Annotated in this window: 12 protein-coding genes; 4 read left to right on the top strand and 8 right to left on the bottom strand. The window is 67.2% G+C overall.

The window, feature by feature from the left end:
• Positions 1–17 precede the first annotated feature (17 nt).
• The 4 genes from JHC79_RS04100 to JHC79_RS04085 form a co-directional block, all read right to left on the bottom strand.
• Positions 18–1,991, bottom strand: coding sequence for an ABC transporter ATP-binding protein (locus tag JHC79_RS04100; protein WP_296388618.1), 1,974 nt, complete (start codon positions 1,989–1,991; stop codon positions 18–20).
• Positions 1,988–3,721, bottom strand: a complete 1,734-nt coding sequence (locus JHC79_RS04095; protein WP_296388616.1) for an ABC transporter ATP-binding protein — start codon at positions 3,719–3,721, stop codon at positions 1,988–1,990. Before JHC79_RS04095 ends, JHC79_RS04100 begins: the two co-directional genes overlap by 4 nt.
• 110 nt (positions 3,722–3,831) lie before the next feature.
• Positions 3,832–4,026, bottom strand: coding sequence for a ferredoxin (locus tag JHC79_RS04090; RefSeq protein WP_296388614.1), 195 nt, complete (start codon positions 4,024–4,026; stop codon positions 3,832–3,834).
• Positions 4,023–5,225 (bottom strand): cytochrome P450, encoded by a 1,203-nt coding sequence (locus JHC79_RS04085; protein ID WP_296388612.1) that lies wholly within the window; start codon positions 5,223–5,225, stop codon positions 4,023–4,025. Before JHC79_RS04085 ends, JHC79_RS04090 begins: the two co-directional genes overlap by 4 nt.
• 218 nt (positions 5,226–5,443) lie before the next feature.
• Between JHC79_RS04085 and JHC79_RS04080 the strand changes: the two genes are divergently transcribed.
• Together JHC79_RS04080 and JHC79_RS04075 are read left to right on the top strand one after the other, a co-directional pair.
• Positions 5,444–5,983, top strand: a complete 540-nt coding sequence (locus tag JHC79_RS04080) for a lysozyme (protein WP_296388610.1) — start codon at positions 5,444–5,446, stop codon at positions 5,981–5,983.
• A gap of 100 nt (positions 5,984–6,083) precedes the next feature.
• Positions 6,084–6,659 carry a lysozyme gene (locus JHC79_RS04075; protein ID WP_296388609.1) on the top strand — a complete coding sequence of 192 codons (576 nt, stop codon included), beginning with the start codon at positions 6,084–6,086 and terminating at the stop codon, positions 6,657–6,659.
• A 47-nt stretch (positions 6,660–6,706) separates the two neighbouring features.
• Here the strand turns inward: JHC79_RS04075 and JHC79_RS04070 are convergent, their stop codons facing one another.
• Together JHC79_RS04070 and JHC79_RS04065 are read right to left on the bottom strand one after the other, a co-directional pair.
• On the bottom strand, positions 6,707–8,200 hold the full coding sequence (locus JHC79_RS04070) for a carboxyl transferase domain-containing protein (RefSeq protein WP_296388607.1): 1,494 nt from the start codon (positions 8,198–8,200) through the stop codon (positions 6,707–6,709).
• A gap of 79 nt (positions 8,201–8,279) precedes the next feature.
• Positions 8,280–9,974 carry a hypothetical protein gene (locus tag JHC79_RS04065; protein ID WP_296388604.1) on the bottom strand — a complete coding sequence of 565 codons (1,695 nt, stop codon included), beginning with the start codon at positions 9,972–9,974 and terminating at the stop codon, positions 8,280–8,282.
• Positions 9,975–10,159: 185 nt separating this feature from the next.
• Here JHC79_RS04065 and JHC79_RS04060 point away from each other — a divergent pair, with 185 nt between their 5' ends.
• A complete protein-coding gene (locus JHC79_RS04060) occupies positions 10,160–10,594 on the top strand; it encodes a (2Fe-2S) ferredoxin domain-containing protein (protein ID WP_296388602.1) in 435 nt (144 codons plus the stop codon).
• Between the two features lie 9 nt (positions 10,595–10,603).
• Here the strand turns inward: JHC79_RS04060 and JHC79_RS04055 are convergent, their stop codons facing one another.
• Complete coding sequence (locus JHC79_RS04055; protein ID WP_296388600.1) at positions 10,604–11,335, bottom strand: enoyl-CoA hydratase; 732 nt, start codon at positions 11,333–11,335, stop codon at positions 10,604–10,606.
• 41 nt (positions 11,336–11,376) lie between these two features.
• On the opposite strand from JHC79_RS04055, the gene JHC79_RS04050 reads away from it, so the two are divergent.
• The gene (locus tag JHC79_RS04050) at positions 11,377–12,519 is read left to right on the top strand and encodes an NAD(P)-binding domain-containing protein (protein WP_296388599.1); all 1,143 of its coding nucleotides are present in this window, start codon (positions 11,377–11,379) and stop codon (positions 12,517–12,519) included.
• 4 nt (positions 12,520–12,523) lie between these two features.
• On the opposite strand, the gene JHC79_RS04045 is transcribed toward JHC79_RS04050, so the two are convergent.
• Positions 12,524–13,945 (bottom strand): lipase family protein, encoded by a 1,422-nt coding sequence (locus JHC79_RS04045; RefSeq protein ID WP_296388596.1) that lies wholly within the window; start codon positions 13,943–13,945, stop codon positions 12,524–12,526.
• Positions 13,946–14,125 lie beyond the last annotated feature (180 nt).

The raw sequence follows: 14,125 nt of genomic DNA, 5'->3' as shown, positions 1-14,125 counted from the left end.
TAGGGCACGCTCGGCGGTCAGGGGACGGTCGACATCTCCTCGTCGTCGATCGGACCGACGAACTGACTGTTGTAGAGCCGGTAGTAGGCGCCACGGGCGTCGAGGAGTTCGTCGTGCGACCCCTGCTCGACGATCTTCCCGCTCTCCATCACCAGGATCGTGTCGGCATCGCGGACGGTCGAGAGTCGGTGCGCGATGACGAAACTCGTGCGGTCGGCGCGCAACGCCTGCATCGCCTTCTGGATCAGCAACTCGGTGCGGGTGTCGACCGAGCTGGTCGCCTCGTCCAGGATCAGGACGGTCGGCTGCGCCAGGAACGCACGCGCGATGGTGATGAGCTGCTTCTCCCCCGCACTCACGCCGCCGCCCTCCTCGTCGATGACGGTGTCGTACCCGTCGGGGAGGATCGACACGAAGTGGTCGACGTGACTGACGCGGGCGGCCTCGAGGATCGCCTCCTCACTCGCGGACGGATCGCCGTAGGCGATGTTGTCGCGGATCGTCCCGCCGAACAGCCATGAGTCCTGCAGCACCATGCCGGTCCGGCCGCGCAGATCAGCGCGTGTCATCGACCGCGTGTCGACACCGTCGACGGTGATCGCGCCCGAGTCGACGTCGTAGAAGCGCATCAGCAGATTGACGACGGTGGTCTTGCCCGCGCCGGTGGGTCCGACGATGGCCACCATGTGACCCGGCTCGGCGGCCAGCGTCAGCTGATCGATGAGCGGCTGATCCTCGCGGTATCGGAACGAGATGTCGTCGAAGACAACGGCACCCGAGGGTCCGCCGGCGACGACCTCGGGTGAGACCGGCGTCTTCGGGTCGGCTGTCTCGTCGTCCTCGTCGAGGATGTCGAAGATGCGCTCGGCCGACGCGACTCCGCTCTGCATCAGGTTGAACATCGACCCGATCTGGGTGAGCGGCTGGGTGAACTGCCGTGAGTACTGGACGAACGCCTGTACCTCGCCGAGACTCAGCTGACCCGACGCCACCCGCAGCCCACCGACGACGGCGATCGCGACGTAGTTCAGGTTCCCGAGGAACATGATGGCGGGCATGATGATCCCGGAGATGAACTGCGCACGCCAACTCGACTGGTAGAGCGCCTCGTTGCGGTTGTCGAAGCGTTCCTCGACCTCGTCCTGACGCCCGAACACCTTGATCAGCTCGTGCCCGGTGAAGGCCTCCTCGACCTGCGCGTTGAGCGCGCCCGTGCTCTTCCACTGGGCCATGAAGTGCGGCTTGGACCGCTTGGCCACCATGGTCGTCGCGAGGATCGCCAGCGGGACGGTGACCAGTGCGATCAGCGCGAGCAGGGGTGAGATGACGAGCATCATCACCAGGATCGCGACCACCATCAGCAGCGAGTTGAGCAGCTGGGAGATGGTCTGCTGCAGCGACTGCGACACGTTGTCGATGTCGTTGGTGACGCGGCTGAGCAGCTCGCCGCGCGGCGTGGTGTCGAAGTAGCGCAACGGGAGTCGGTGGATCTTGTCCTCGACCTCGCTGCGCAGCTCCCGCACGGTCCCCTGGACGGTGATGTTGAGCAGCTGGCTCATCAGCCAGATGAGCACCGCGGCACCGAGGTAGAGGATCAGGACCACGGTCAGCGTCTGGCCGACGGCGCCGAAGTCGACGCCGCGACCCGGCACGACGTCCATCGAGGAGACCAGGTCGGCGAAGGTGCCGTTGCCGTTCTGGCGGAGTCGGTCCACCGCCTGCGCCTTGGTGAGGCCGTCGGGCAGTTGCGCCCCGATGACGCCGGAGAAGATGAGGTCGGTGGCGTGGCCGAGGATGCGCGGCGACAACGCGGTGAGCACCACCGAGCCGATCGCCGAGACGACCACCACCGACAACGAGAGTCGGCGTGCGGCAAGCAGTCCGAGCAGTCGTTTCACCGAGGGTTTGAACGAGCGTGCCTTCTCACCGGGTACACCACCCATCATCGGTCCGCCGCGGGGTCCGCCGACCCCGGCACCGGGCCGCGTCATCGGGCCTGCTCCACGGACAGTTGCGATTCGACGATCTCGGCGTAGGTGGAACAGCTGCCGAGCAGTTCGTCGTGTGTGCCGGTGCCGACCACCCGCCCGTGCTCGAGGACGACGATCGAGTCGGCGTCGATGATGGTCGAGATGCGTTGGGCGACGATGATAACGCACGCGTCGCGGGTGACGGGCTTGAGCGCGGCGCGTAGTCGGGCGTCGGTGGTCAGATCGAGTGCGGAGAACGAGTCGTCGAACAGGTAGATGTCGGGACGACGGATCACCGCACGGGCGATCGCGAGGCGTTGTCGCTGCCCACCGGAGACCGTCGTGCCGCCCTGGGCCACCGCGGTGTCGAGACCGTCGGGCATGTCGCGGACGAAATCGGCGGCCTGCGCGATGGTCAGCGCCTCCCAGATCTCATCGTCGGTGGCGTCGGCCTTGCCGTAGCGCATGTTGGTCGCGATGGTGCCGGAGAACAGATACGGCTTCTGCGGGACCAGACCGATCGCACTGCGCAACACGTCGGGATCGAGGGACCGCACGTCGGTACCACCGACGACCACCGATCCGTCGGTGACGTCGATCAGGCGCGGGATGAGTCCGAGCAGAGTGGTCTTGCCCGCACCGGTCGAGCCCACGATGGCGGTGGTGCTGCCGGGTCGCGCCGACAGCGAGATGTCGCACAGCACCGGCTGATCGGCGCCCGGGTAGTGGAACTGGGCGGATCGGAACTCGACCGATCCGGGGTCGCCGGCGAACGGCGTCGTCTCGGCGGCGGGCACGACCGATGTCTCGGTCTCGAGGACGTCGGTGATGCGCTCGGCGCAGACCGCGGCGCGGGGAGCCATCATCGCGAGGAACGACGCCATCATCACCGCCATCATGATCTGCATGACGTAGCTGATCATCGCGGTGAGTGCACCGATCTCGACCGCGCCTGCGGAGATGCGGTAGCCGCCGTACCAGACGATGGCGACCATCGTGACGTTCGTGATCACGGTGACGACCGGCAGCATCAACGCCATCAACCGCCCGACCTTGAGGGCCGAGGCGGTGAGATCGTCGTTCGCGGAGGCGAATCGCTTGCGCTCGTAGGGTTCCCGGACGAACGCCCGCACCACGCGGATGCCGGTGATCTGTTCGCGCAGAACGCGGTTGACGGCATCGATGCGCTCCTGCATGGCCCGGAAGCCGGGGATCATCCTCGCGATGATGACGGCCATCGATCCGCCCAGCACCGGGACCGCGATGATGAGGACGATGGCCAGGCTGCTGCCCACGTGCAGGCCCATGACGATCCCACCGATGCACATGATGGGCGCGGTGACCAGGATCGTGCAGGCCATGACGCCGAGCATCTGCACCTGCTGGACGTCGTTGGTGGTGCGGGTGATCAGCGACGGTGCGCCGAAGCGGCCCACCTCGCGGGCGGAGAAGGTCCCGACGCGATGCATCAGGTCGCGGCGGATGTCGCGGCCGGCGCCCAACGAAGCCCGCGCGCCGAAGTAGCTCGACGCGATGCTGCACAGCACCTGCACCAGCGAGATACCCAACATCCACATGCCGATGTCGACGATGTAGTCGGTGTCGCCACGGGCGATGCCCTTGTCGATGATGTCGGCGTTGAGGGTCGGGAGGTACAGCATCGCCAGGGTCGCGACGAACTGCAGGGCGACGACCGCGGTCAGCTCACGGCTGTAGGCGCGCAGATACGTGCGCAGCAGGCGGATCAGCATCGGGCGCGCGACCCGGGACAGTGCGGGTGAGCAGGATTCACCCGGTCGACGCTACCAACGCCGACCACGTGGTGGCGCGTCGTTTTCCGCTGCGCGGAGCGATGTCCGATTCACCCCTCGACCAGAGCGATGGCCCGTGCCGGGCAGCGGTCGACGGCGTCCGCGATCGCGGCGTCCCGGCCCGCCGGCGCGTCGGGTCGCACGAACGAGATGCCCTCGTCCTCGGTCTGGTCGAAGACATCCGGCGCGGCCAGCACGCACTGTCCGGCCCCGACGCAGGTGTCGCGGTCGATCTCGATGCTCATCGGTCCGAGTCCACAGTCCAGGTGACCGGCAACGCGCGGACGCCGTAGACGAACATGTCGTCCTTGAAGTCGATCTCGTCCAGCGACGCGTCCACGGCGAGCGTCGGCACCCGCCGGAACAGGGTGGAGTAGGCGATGTCGAGTTCGAGTCGAGCCAACGCCTGGCCGAGACACTGGTGGATACCGAACCCGAAGGCCACGTGGTGCCGGGCCGAGCGGTGGATGTCGAGTTCGTCGGGATCGCCGTCGAAGGCGTCGGGGGCGCGGTTGCCGGCGTCGGCGGAGATGATGACCCCGTCGCCCGCGGCGACCTGGGCTCCCCCGATCTCGATGTCCTCGACAGCGACCCGGCGCAGCCCCTGGTGGACGATCGTCAGATAGCGCAGCAGTTCCTCGACCGCCGACGCCATCAGCGCCGGATCGTCGGACTCGCGCAGTTCGGCCAGCTGACCGGGATGCCGCAGCAGCGCCAGGGTGCCCAGCGCGATCATGTTCGCGGTGGTCTCGTGTCCGGCGATGAGCAGCAGGCTGCACATGTCGGCCACCTCGCCGGTGGTGAGGTGACCGGGCCGGACCTGGTTGGTCACCAGGTCGCCGATGAGATCATCGCCGGGGTTGTCGACGGCGGACTCGACCAGATTCAGCAGGTATCCGTTGAGCGCGTCGCGGGCGGCCTCGCGGTCGGCCATCGGAGCCGACATCGTCAGCTGCACGCTGCTGCACTCCTGGAAGAAGTCGTGGTCGGCGTACGGCACGCCGAGGAGGTCGCAGATCACCAGCGACGGCAGCGGCAGAGCGAACTGCGACACCAGGTCGGCCGATCCCGATCCCGCCAGCATCTCGTCGAGGAGGCCGTCGACCACCTTCTGGATGGCCGGGCGCATCGACTCGATGCGCTTGACCGTGAAGTACTTGATGAGCATCCGACGCTGCCGCTGGTGCTCCGGGTTGTCCATGGAGATGAACGACCGCGTCCGGGCCTGGGTGGTGATGCGCGAGGGGTAGCCCTCACGCCGGAAGTCCGAGCTGAGACGCGGATCCACGAGCGCCTCACGCTGCTCCTGATACCCCGTGACCAGCCAGGCCGTCGCCCCGGTCTCGATCCGAACCCTCGACACCGGACCGTCCTCGGTCTGCTGTGCGGGCGGGTCGAACGGACAGGTGCGGGCCATCGGATACTCGCGAACCACGTCGGACATATAGCCTCCCTAATTAATTGCGCTCACCAACTATACGTACTCGTAGGCCGTCAGTTCCGCAACGAACGCATTGCGTTTCGGACAATCGTTCGCCTGAGCGATTGTGCAAACAGTTGCTATCGCGAACAATCGATCCGGGTCGGTGGCCTGACTACAAGGAAAGTGACGTGATTCCAATGCGCATCAAACAACGCGTGACAGCAGCTGCGGTGGCCGCAATGGCCTTTACCGTGCTCGCGTCGACGCAGGTGACGAGCATCGCGAGTGCCGATGAGCCGTCCGGTGAATACACCATCGGCGGACGCATCCTGGAGGCCTACAAGGCCACCGGCGGTGTCGCGAAGTGGGGCGAGGCCACCGGCGACGAGCGACCCGCTCTCGGTGGACGCTTCCAGACCTTCGAGAAGGACAACACCCACTTCTACTGGAAGGCGTCGGTCACCAACGGCGTCGCACACCCGGTCAGCGGCGCGATCTTCGCGAAGTACGGAACGCTCCAGTGGGAGCGTGGAGTTCTCAAATACCCCACCTCCGACCCGATCGGCATCCCCGACAAGGGCGTCAAGCAGTTCTTCCAGGGCGGCAACATCTACAGCGGCACCACCACCAAGACGTACACGGTGTGGGGCGGGATCCTCGGCAAATATGCCGCCGCCAAGGGCCCGACCGGAAAGCTCGGCATGCCCGTCAGCAACGAGTACCGAGTGGGCAGGAACTACGCCCAGAACTTCCAGGGTGGCGTTCTCGTCTTCCCCTGATCCGCACTGAGGTATCGGACGCTTCGGCCACCCATCGCGGGAGGCCGAAGTTTTCGTTTCGTACCCTCATAAGGACTCGACCACATGAAAGTGACTACATATGCGCATCAGAGAACGCATGACGGCGGTGGCCGTCGCGGCGATGGCCGTGGCCCTGCTCGGTTCCACCCAGGTGGGTGTCGCGAGCGCCGACAAGGATTTCGGCGAATACAGCGTCGGCGGACGGATCCTGGAGGCCTATGAGGCCACCGGCGGGCCCACCACGTGGGGCAACCCGACGATGAACGAAGCCGCCGCGTTCCAGGGCGGACGATTCCAGCGGTTCGAGAAGCAGACGTCGTTCTACTGGAAGGCCAACGTCTCCGGCGGTGTCGCCCACCAGATCGGCGGCGCCCTGCGCGCACGCTGGGCGACCCTGAACTACGAGCGCGGCCCCCTCAAGTATCCGACCAGCGACGAGCTCGCCGGCGGCACAGGACGTAAGCAGTTCTTCGAGGGCGGCAACATGTACTACGGCGCCAACACCGGTACACATCCGGTGTGGGGTCAGATCCTCGCCAAGTACGCGGCCGCCGGCGGTCCGGACAAGTTCGGCCTCCCGGTCGGCGACGAGTACAAGGTCGGCAATCAGTTCCGTCAGGACTTCGAGGGCGGCAAGCGCCTCGTCTGGCCCTGATCGACCCCTGCCCTGACCGCGTGTGAACAGCCGAACGCTTCGGTCGTCTACCGGCGGCCGAAGCGTTCGGTTCGTGATCTGATCACGTCCGCAGAGTCCCGTCGCTCGATCTCCCCGAGTGCGCCCACGACCGCCGCGCCCACACGGACGCAGAACGGTCCGGGTTCGTCTGCGGCATCGGGCTTCTCGTCGACCACCACGTCGACGAATCCGCGGTCTAACAGGGCGGCCGCGCCAATCCCTTGCGCATCGGCCATCTCCGCCGCGTGGTCGGTGTCACGGTGGACGATGAGGCTCGCTCCCTCCGGCAGCAGCGGTGACAGCCAGGCGTTCGACGCGGCGACCACACGGTCGGCCGGCATCAACGCCAACGCGGCCCCACCGGCACCTTCCCCCAGCAGCACCGACACCGTCGGCACGGGCAGAGCGATGAGATCGGCCAGACACCTGGCGATCTCACCCGCCAGTCCCCCCTCCTCGGCCTCCTTCGACAACTCGGCGCCGGGGGTGTCGATGACCGTGACGAGCGGGATGTCGAGATCGGCCGCGAGTTGCATGCCGCGTCGCGCCACCCGGAGCGCCGACGGCCCCAGCAGCGACCCCGGCGTCTGCAGGCGTCGGTCCTGGCCGATGAGAACCACTCCCCGACCGCCGAGGCGGACCATGGCGACGAGCAGGCCACGGTCGCTCTCGCCTTCGCCGGTCCCGCTGAGGTTCACCACGTCGTCGGCGACCGCTCGCACGAGGTCACGCACGCCGGGCCGGTCGGCGCGTCGGGACGCGATGACCGCGTCCCAGGTCGCCGTGCGCACCCGAGGCGTGTCGGATGCAGGTGGGATTGTCGCCGTTGCGATTTCGGCCGGCTCGATGCCGGCGCGATGCACCCGCAGGATCGCGTCGACGAACTCGGCGAGGTTGTCCACCGGCGTCACGATGTCGACCAACCCCTGCACCCGCAGGTTCTCCGCCTGCTGGACGCCCTCCGGGAACGCCTCGCCGTAGAGCCCCTCGTAGACGCGCGGGCCCAGGAAGCCGATCAGCGCACCGGGTTCGGCGAGCGTCACGTGGCCGAGCGACCCCCACGAGGCGAACACCCCACCGGTGGTGGGGTGGCGCAGGTAGACCAGGTACGGCAGATGAGCCGCCTTGTGTTCGACGACCGCCGCGGTGATGCCGACCATCTGCAGAAAGGCCGCGGTCCCCTCCTGCATCCGGGTGCCCCCGGACGCCGGGAGCGCCACCAGCGCACGGCCCTCGGTGGTGGCCCGCCTGATGGCGGCGGTCATCCGGGTGCCGGCATCAGCGCCGATCGATCCTGCGAGGAAGCCGAATTCGCTGATCACCAGGGCCACACGGTGGCCGTGGACGGTGGCCGCGCCGGTCATCAGCGACTCGTCGAGACCGGTCTTGTCACGCGCCGCACGGAGGTCGTCGGCGTAGTCGTCGCCGGCCGACGCCGCGGAGATCGGGTCGTCCCAGCTCGACCAGCTACCGGGATCGACGATGAGATCTCGGACCTCGACCGCGCTGCGCCGTGTCATCGGATCATTCTCGCAAACGCAGACCGCCCCATCACCGACCTGCGGGTCGATGACGGGGCGGTGGCCGACGGTGTCGGACCTACTGGGTGAGAGCGGTCTCCGTCTTCTGTTCGGGCAACACGTGCTCGCCGGTCTTGTCGCACGAGAGGGCCAGCGAGGAGATGTACTGCTTCTCCCCGTTCGGCCCCGGCTTCGCCGACGCGATCATGTCGGGCCGCTCGAACTCGATGCCGGTGACGCAGCACATGAGCTTGACGTCCGACGGGTTGCCGTCCTCGTCGAGCATCGGCAGGTCGATGCCGTCGTCGGTACGACGCAGGTAGTACTTGCCCTTCGTCGCGACGGCGAAGATCGGCGGCAGCACCACGGCGAGAACGAGTGCCACGATCGGTGAGTACGGCTGGATGGCGTCGCCGAAGACGTGGAAGTACGTCATGATCGACAGTCCGCCGGCCAGGACGACGCTGCCGAATCCCACCGGGTTGACGTTGTAGAGCATCCCGCGTCGGAACTCGGGTTGCTTGGGCGACAGCTTCAGCAGGAACTTGTTGATCGCGATGTCCGAGGCCACCGTGGCGATCCACGCGATGCCGCAGTTGGCGTAGAAGTTCAGCAGGTTGTTGAGGAAGCTGAACATGTTGGCTTCCATCAGCACGATGGCGATGGCGACGTTGAACACCAGGAAGACCAGGCGACCCGGGTAGGTCTTGGTGACGCGGGTGAAGCTGTTGGTCCACGCGAGCGAGCCGGAGTAGGCGTTGGTCACGTTGATCTTGATCTGGCTGATGACCACCAGGATGACCGCGAGGGTCAGGGCCAGCCAGTGCGGCATGAAGTCCTCGTAGATGGCGAGGAACTGCTCGACGGGCTGATTGGCGACACCGGCCTGGTCAGCGAAGTTCAGGATCAGGTAGACGGCGAGGAACAGTCCGACCACCTGCTTGATGGCACCGAAGAAGACCCAGCCCGGGCCGGCCGCGATGACGGCGATCCACCACTTGCGATTGTTCTCAGCGGTTTTCGGCGGCATGAAGCGCAGGTAGTCGATCTGCTCGGCGATCTGGGCGATCAAGGACAGACAGACACCGGCGGCGAGCATGGTGCCTGCGAACGAGACACCGTTGCCACCCTGGGCGTCGGTGCCACCGCTGAAGGCGAGGAAGTCACCGACCGCGTCGGGGTGTGTGATCAGGAGGTAGAGGAACGGCAGGACCATCATGACCAGCCACAGCGGCGTGGTCCACACCTGCAGTTTGGCCAGGGTGTTCATGCCGTAGATGACCAGCGGGATGACGAGCACCGAGGACACCAGATAACCCAGCCACAGCGGGATGTTGAGACCCAGCTTGAGGCCTTGGGCCATGATCGAGCCCTCGAGGGCGAAGAAGATGAAGGTGAACGACGCGAAGATGACGTTCGTCAGCACCGACCCGTAGTAGCCGAATCCGCTGCCACGGGTGATGAGGTCGAGGTCGATGTTGTACCGCGCCGCGTAGTAGGCGAGCGGATAGCCCGTCAACACCACGACGACGGCGAAGAACAGGATGCCCCACAACGCATTACCGGTGCCGTTGGCGATACCGATGTTCGCACCGATCGCGAAATCGGCGAGGTACGCGATGCCGCCGAGCGCGGAGATCGAGACGACGCCCGGCCCCCACTTGCGATAACTCCGTGGAGCGAACCGGAGGGTGTAGTCCTCCAGCGTTTCTCGGGTGGCCGCAGCCTGCGGTCCGGTGAGAGCCGGATTCGGCTCCGCTACTTCCTGGGTCATGCGCACTCCTCGATCAGCAATCGCAGATGATGTCCGCCCCCTGACGGGCAATATCGCGACGCTAGAGGCGCCGTGTATCCCGAACAGTTCGAGCATGTTTCGGCTACGAAAACTCCACCCTTTAGCCTTGCGCACCAACTCTGGGTGGCGTAAAGCCCGTCATCGCGGGTGTCGTAGGCTCGTCGGTGATCACCACCATGCCGGACGATCACCCGGCTCGAACATCGGAGAACGGGCTGTCGGCGAAGAAGACCGGTACGTCGATCCCGACGGCGACCGTCTGTCGTGGCTGTTGCTGCGGGACCGTGCGCAAACATCCCGACATCGACCACGACAGCCAGCTCGACGCTCTGCGACACTCGGTCGACGACGCCGCTCGGGTACGGACCAGCGATTGTCTCGACGATTGCAAGCGCTCGAACGTGATCGTGGTGTCCCCGTCACGGGCGGGGCGAGCCAACGGCGGTCGCCCGGTCTGGCTGCAACGGGTACTGACCGACTCGGCGATGAGCGAGGTCGGCGAGTGGATGCGAGCGGGTGGGCCGGGGATCGCGGACCCGCCGTCGGAGATCAGACGACTGGTCTACCGGCCGGGTAAGTCGGTCAAACGCCCGAAGTAGGAGCCGCGTTCAGCGGCCGGTGAATCTCGGTACGCGCTTCTCGGCCCGCGCGGTACGTCCCTCGACGAGATCGTCACTGTCCCAGGCCCGCATCATCGCATCCATGCGATCGGCCGGGGCCTCATCACGTGCCCCGTCGCCGGCGAACACCAGCTTGTAGTGCGCGAGCGTGAGCGGGGCGAGGTCGGCGATCGACGCCGCCCACGCCTGCGCTTCGGCGAGATCGCCTATGCGGTTGGCGAACCCGATGGCGTGCGCGCGATCGGCGGTGAGCGGATCGCATCCGATGAGCATGCCGCGCGCGATGCCGCCGCCGACCAGAGAGGTCAGTCGGCGGATGGTCCACTCGTCGACGGCCACACCGAGCTTCGCCGCCGGGATGCCGACCGTCGCGCCGGGCGCCATCACACGGAGGTCGGCGACCATGGCCAGCTGCAGGCCCGCTCCCAACGCACTTCCGTTGAGTGCGGCGATGACCGGAACCGGCAACGATTCGATCTGCTGCAGCGTGGCCACCAACGTCGCGAGGAAGTCCGGGTCGTAGACCGGGCCGGACAGGTCCGCACCCGCGCTGAACACGGCGCCCTGGCCGGTGAGAACGATGGCGCGGCTGCCGGTGTCGACCGCATCGGTGACCGCGGCGGCCAGGCCGTCGAGAACGGCGTGGTCGAGGGCGTTGCGCTTGTTCTCGCGTCGGATCTCGATGGTGGTCACAAGACCGTCTCTGCTGCTCCCGATCATGGTGGTCAGCCTAATACTCGACGCGACGTACAGTTCGGGGCGTGACCGACGAGCGGCTCGACTGTGTGGTGATCGGCGGCGGGCAGGCTGGACTGTCGGCCGGGTATTTTCTTCGACGGCGGGGACTGACCGGGCGATTCGCCATCCTCGACCATGCCCCGAAACCCGGTGGCGCGTGGCAGTTCCGTTGGCCGACACTGACCCTGGCCGGCGCCAACCACGTCCACGATCTGCCCGGATACGGACTCACCGAGGCCCTCGGGGTCGAGTGCGACGAGTGGCCGGCCGCGACCGCGGTGCCCGACTACTTCGAGCGGTACGAGAAGAGGTTCGAACTCGACGTCCGCCGTCCGGTACACGTCACCGCGGTGCGACGTCGCCGAGGCACCACGGACGAATACGAGGTGCTGTTGACCGGCCCCGGGCCGGGTGACACGAGGATCGACTCCACGATCATCACCCGGACCATCGTCAACGCGACCGGGACATGGGATCGACCGTTCATCCCCTACATCCCCGGGACCGAGCGGTTCACCGGCCGCCAGCTGCACACCCACGACTACACCGGACCGCACGAGTTCGACGGGCAGCGGGTGCTGGTGGTCGGAGCGGGTATCTCGGCGGTCCAGCTGCTGATGGAGATCGCCCGCACCGCGACCGACGTCACGACGTATTGGTGCAGCCGAACCCGTCCGGTGTTCACCGACGTGCCGTTCAGCCCGGAGGAGGGCCGCGAGGCCGTCGCCCGGGTGGAGCGCCGGGTGCGCGCCGGACTGCCGCCGACGTCGGTGGTGTCGGTCACCGGCCTGCGCACGACCCCGGCCATCGCCGCGGCGCAGGCCGACGGCATCCTCGAGTGGCTGCCGATGTTCACCCGGATCGTTGCCGACGGCGTCCGCTTCGACGGCGTCCGGGAGGACGCCCCGGCGCAACTCGATGTCGATGTCATCTTCTGGTGCACCGGGTTCCGCAGCGCGCTCGACCACCTCGCGCCGCTGCACCTACGCGCCGCGGGCGGCGGCATCACCATGACCGGGACACTGGCGACCGTCGTGGCCGACGAGCCGGGCGTGCAACTCCTCGGCTACGGCCCGTCCGCGTCGACCATCGGTGCGAACCGGGCCGGTCGCGAGGCGGCGCGACACGTGCGCGCCGTCCTCGACGGGGAGTCCGTCCGGTCGTAGCCGGCTACCGGGTCGGGGTGCGCCCGATCGCCTGACCGAACAGTGCGGCCACGTTGGCGCCCAGTTGGTCGGAGAAGGCCGACCACGACCGGGAGTCCAGGGCCATCGACCCCACATCGGTCGTCGAACACCCTGCCTTCACCGGCTTCCCGGCGAACCGTTCATCCAGCCAGAGCAACGCCGCCGGCGCAGCGACCGGGTCGAGCGAGATGTGTTCGCTGAAGTGGTCGCGGGTGTACTGCACCCGGGCCCGTGGGTCACGGCAGTAGGTCGTCACGAGAGTGTCCACCGGCCCGACGGGGACCAGCCAGTCGGGATGGGACTGATAGACGAACATCGGCGAGCGGGGAACCGTCTGGCCCATCCGCACCTGCGCCAACACCGATTTCACACGCGGATCCCGGAGCGGATCACCACCGAGGAACAGACCCTTGATGTTGAGGAAGGGGGCCAGCACGGACTGATAGGCGAGGCAGAGGGGGTTCTTGGCGGCGACGAGCGCCTTGCCCAGCGGATTGATCCTGCGGGCCAGGATGTCGGCCAACTGGGGGTATTCCCGGCTGACGCCGATGACGCCGGCCATCACCAACCCGGCGCCGAGGTTGCCGCTGCCGAGGTTCACCAGCGCTCCGAGGTCGGCGGGCACGCCGCCCTCGGCGACACCGACGACGTCGAGCTCCGGGGCGTAGCTCTGCTGCAGTTCGGCGGCCCACCCGGTGGCGATCGCTCCACCGGAATAGCCCCACATCCCGACCTTCGTCGCGGTGCCGTCGACCTGAAGGGGCGCGAACTGTTCCGCGGACCTGATGCCGTCGAGAACTATCCGCCCGGCGAGCGGGCCCGCGGCGAACGCGGAGTCCGGCCCCTGGTGATCGGGGACGACGACGGCCCAGCCCTTGGCGACCGCGGCCACCACGTCGATGAAGTTGAGCGGAACCGTGATCGCGCCGGTCAGTGGCGCCGGGATCGACCCCACCCGCATCGCGTAGGAGGGCGCGCAGTAGCCGGCCGTCGAGTCCTCGGCCATCTGATACGACAGCAGCTTTCGCGAACCACCCGGCGCGGCACCACGCGGCTTGAGGACCGTCGAGACCGCCGGGATCGCCTGCCCGCGGGTGTTGGTGGACCGGTAGGAGATCTGCCAGGCGTCGACGTTGACCGGGAGCACCGACGCGTTGGCGAGGTTCACCCGACGCGCCGCGAGGATCTCGCCGGGTGCGGCGGCATCGACCACCCGCTGGGGTGGGAGATAGAACCCGCGGTCGGCGTCCGGCAGTGGCGGGAAGAGTGGGACCGGCGCCGTCGACGGTGCCACGAGCGGCGGGGGCGCAGCGGCGGCGTCGGTGGCGACCACACCCTGTCCGACAACCGCAGTGACGCCGACCATCAACGCCAACAATCGTTTTCGGCCACGAACCGTTCTCACGCCCGACACCAGGAACACAGATTCTCCTTTGAATCGCCGTACGGGTCAGCCACGGGGTATCGCGCTTGTGTGACTCACCTCACCAAGATAAAAAGAGAGTACATGGTTTCTAAGTGTCCACAAGCCCCTTTGAGCACGCCCATTCGCGGCGTGACCGGCAGTGGAGTGGCCAGGCGCTTT

The sequence above is a fragment of the Williamsia sp. genome (genome assembly GCF_016462415.1).
In the GTDB taxonomy this organism is placed as follows: Bacteria; Actinomycetota; Actinomycetes; order Mycobacteriales; family Mycobacteriaceae; genus Williamsia_A.
This window is presented reverse-complemented; position numbering and strand designations above follow the sequence as displayed.

Bases quoted from the DNA above. Each gene is read 5' to 3' on its own strand.
- JHC79_RS04100 (WP_296388618.1), bottom strand. From the start codon at position 1,991: ATGACGCGGCCCGGTGCCGGGGTCGGCGGACCCCGCGGCGGACCGATG.
- JHC79_RS04095 (WP_296388616.1), bottom strand. From the start codon at position 3,721: ATGCTGATCCGCCTGCTGCGCACGTATCTGCGCGCCTACAGCCGTGAG.
- JHC79_RS04090 (WP_296388614.1), bottom strand. From the start codon at position 4,026: ATGAGCATCGAGATCGACCGCGACACCTGCGTCGGGGCCGGACAGTGC.
- JHC79_RS04085 (WP_296388612.1), bottom strand. From the start codon at position 5,225: ATGTCCGACGTGGTTCGCGAGTATCCGATGGCCCGCACCTGTCCGTTC.
- JHC79_RS04080 (WP_296388610.1), top strand. From the start codon at position 5,444: ATGGCCTTTACCGTGCTCGCGTCGACGCAGGTGACGAGCATCGCGAGT.
- JHC79_RS04075 (WP_296388609.1), top strand. From the start codon at position 6,084: ATGCGCATCAGAGAACGCATGACGGCGGTGGCCGTCGCGGCGATGGCC.
- JHC79_RS04070 (WP_296388607.1), bottom strand. From the start codon at position 8,200: ATGACACGGCGCAGCGCGGTCGAGGTCCGAGATCTCATCGTCGATCCC.
- JHC79_RS04065 (WP_296388604.1), bottom strand. From the start codon at position 9,974: ATGACCCAGGAAGTAGCGGAGCCGAATCCGGCTCTCACCGGACCGCAG.
- JHC79_RS04055 (WP_296388600.1), bottom strand. From the start codon at position 11,335: ATGATCGGGAGCAGCAGAGACGGTCTTGTGACCACCATCGAGATCCGA.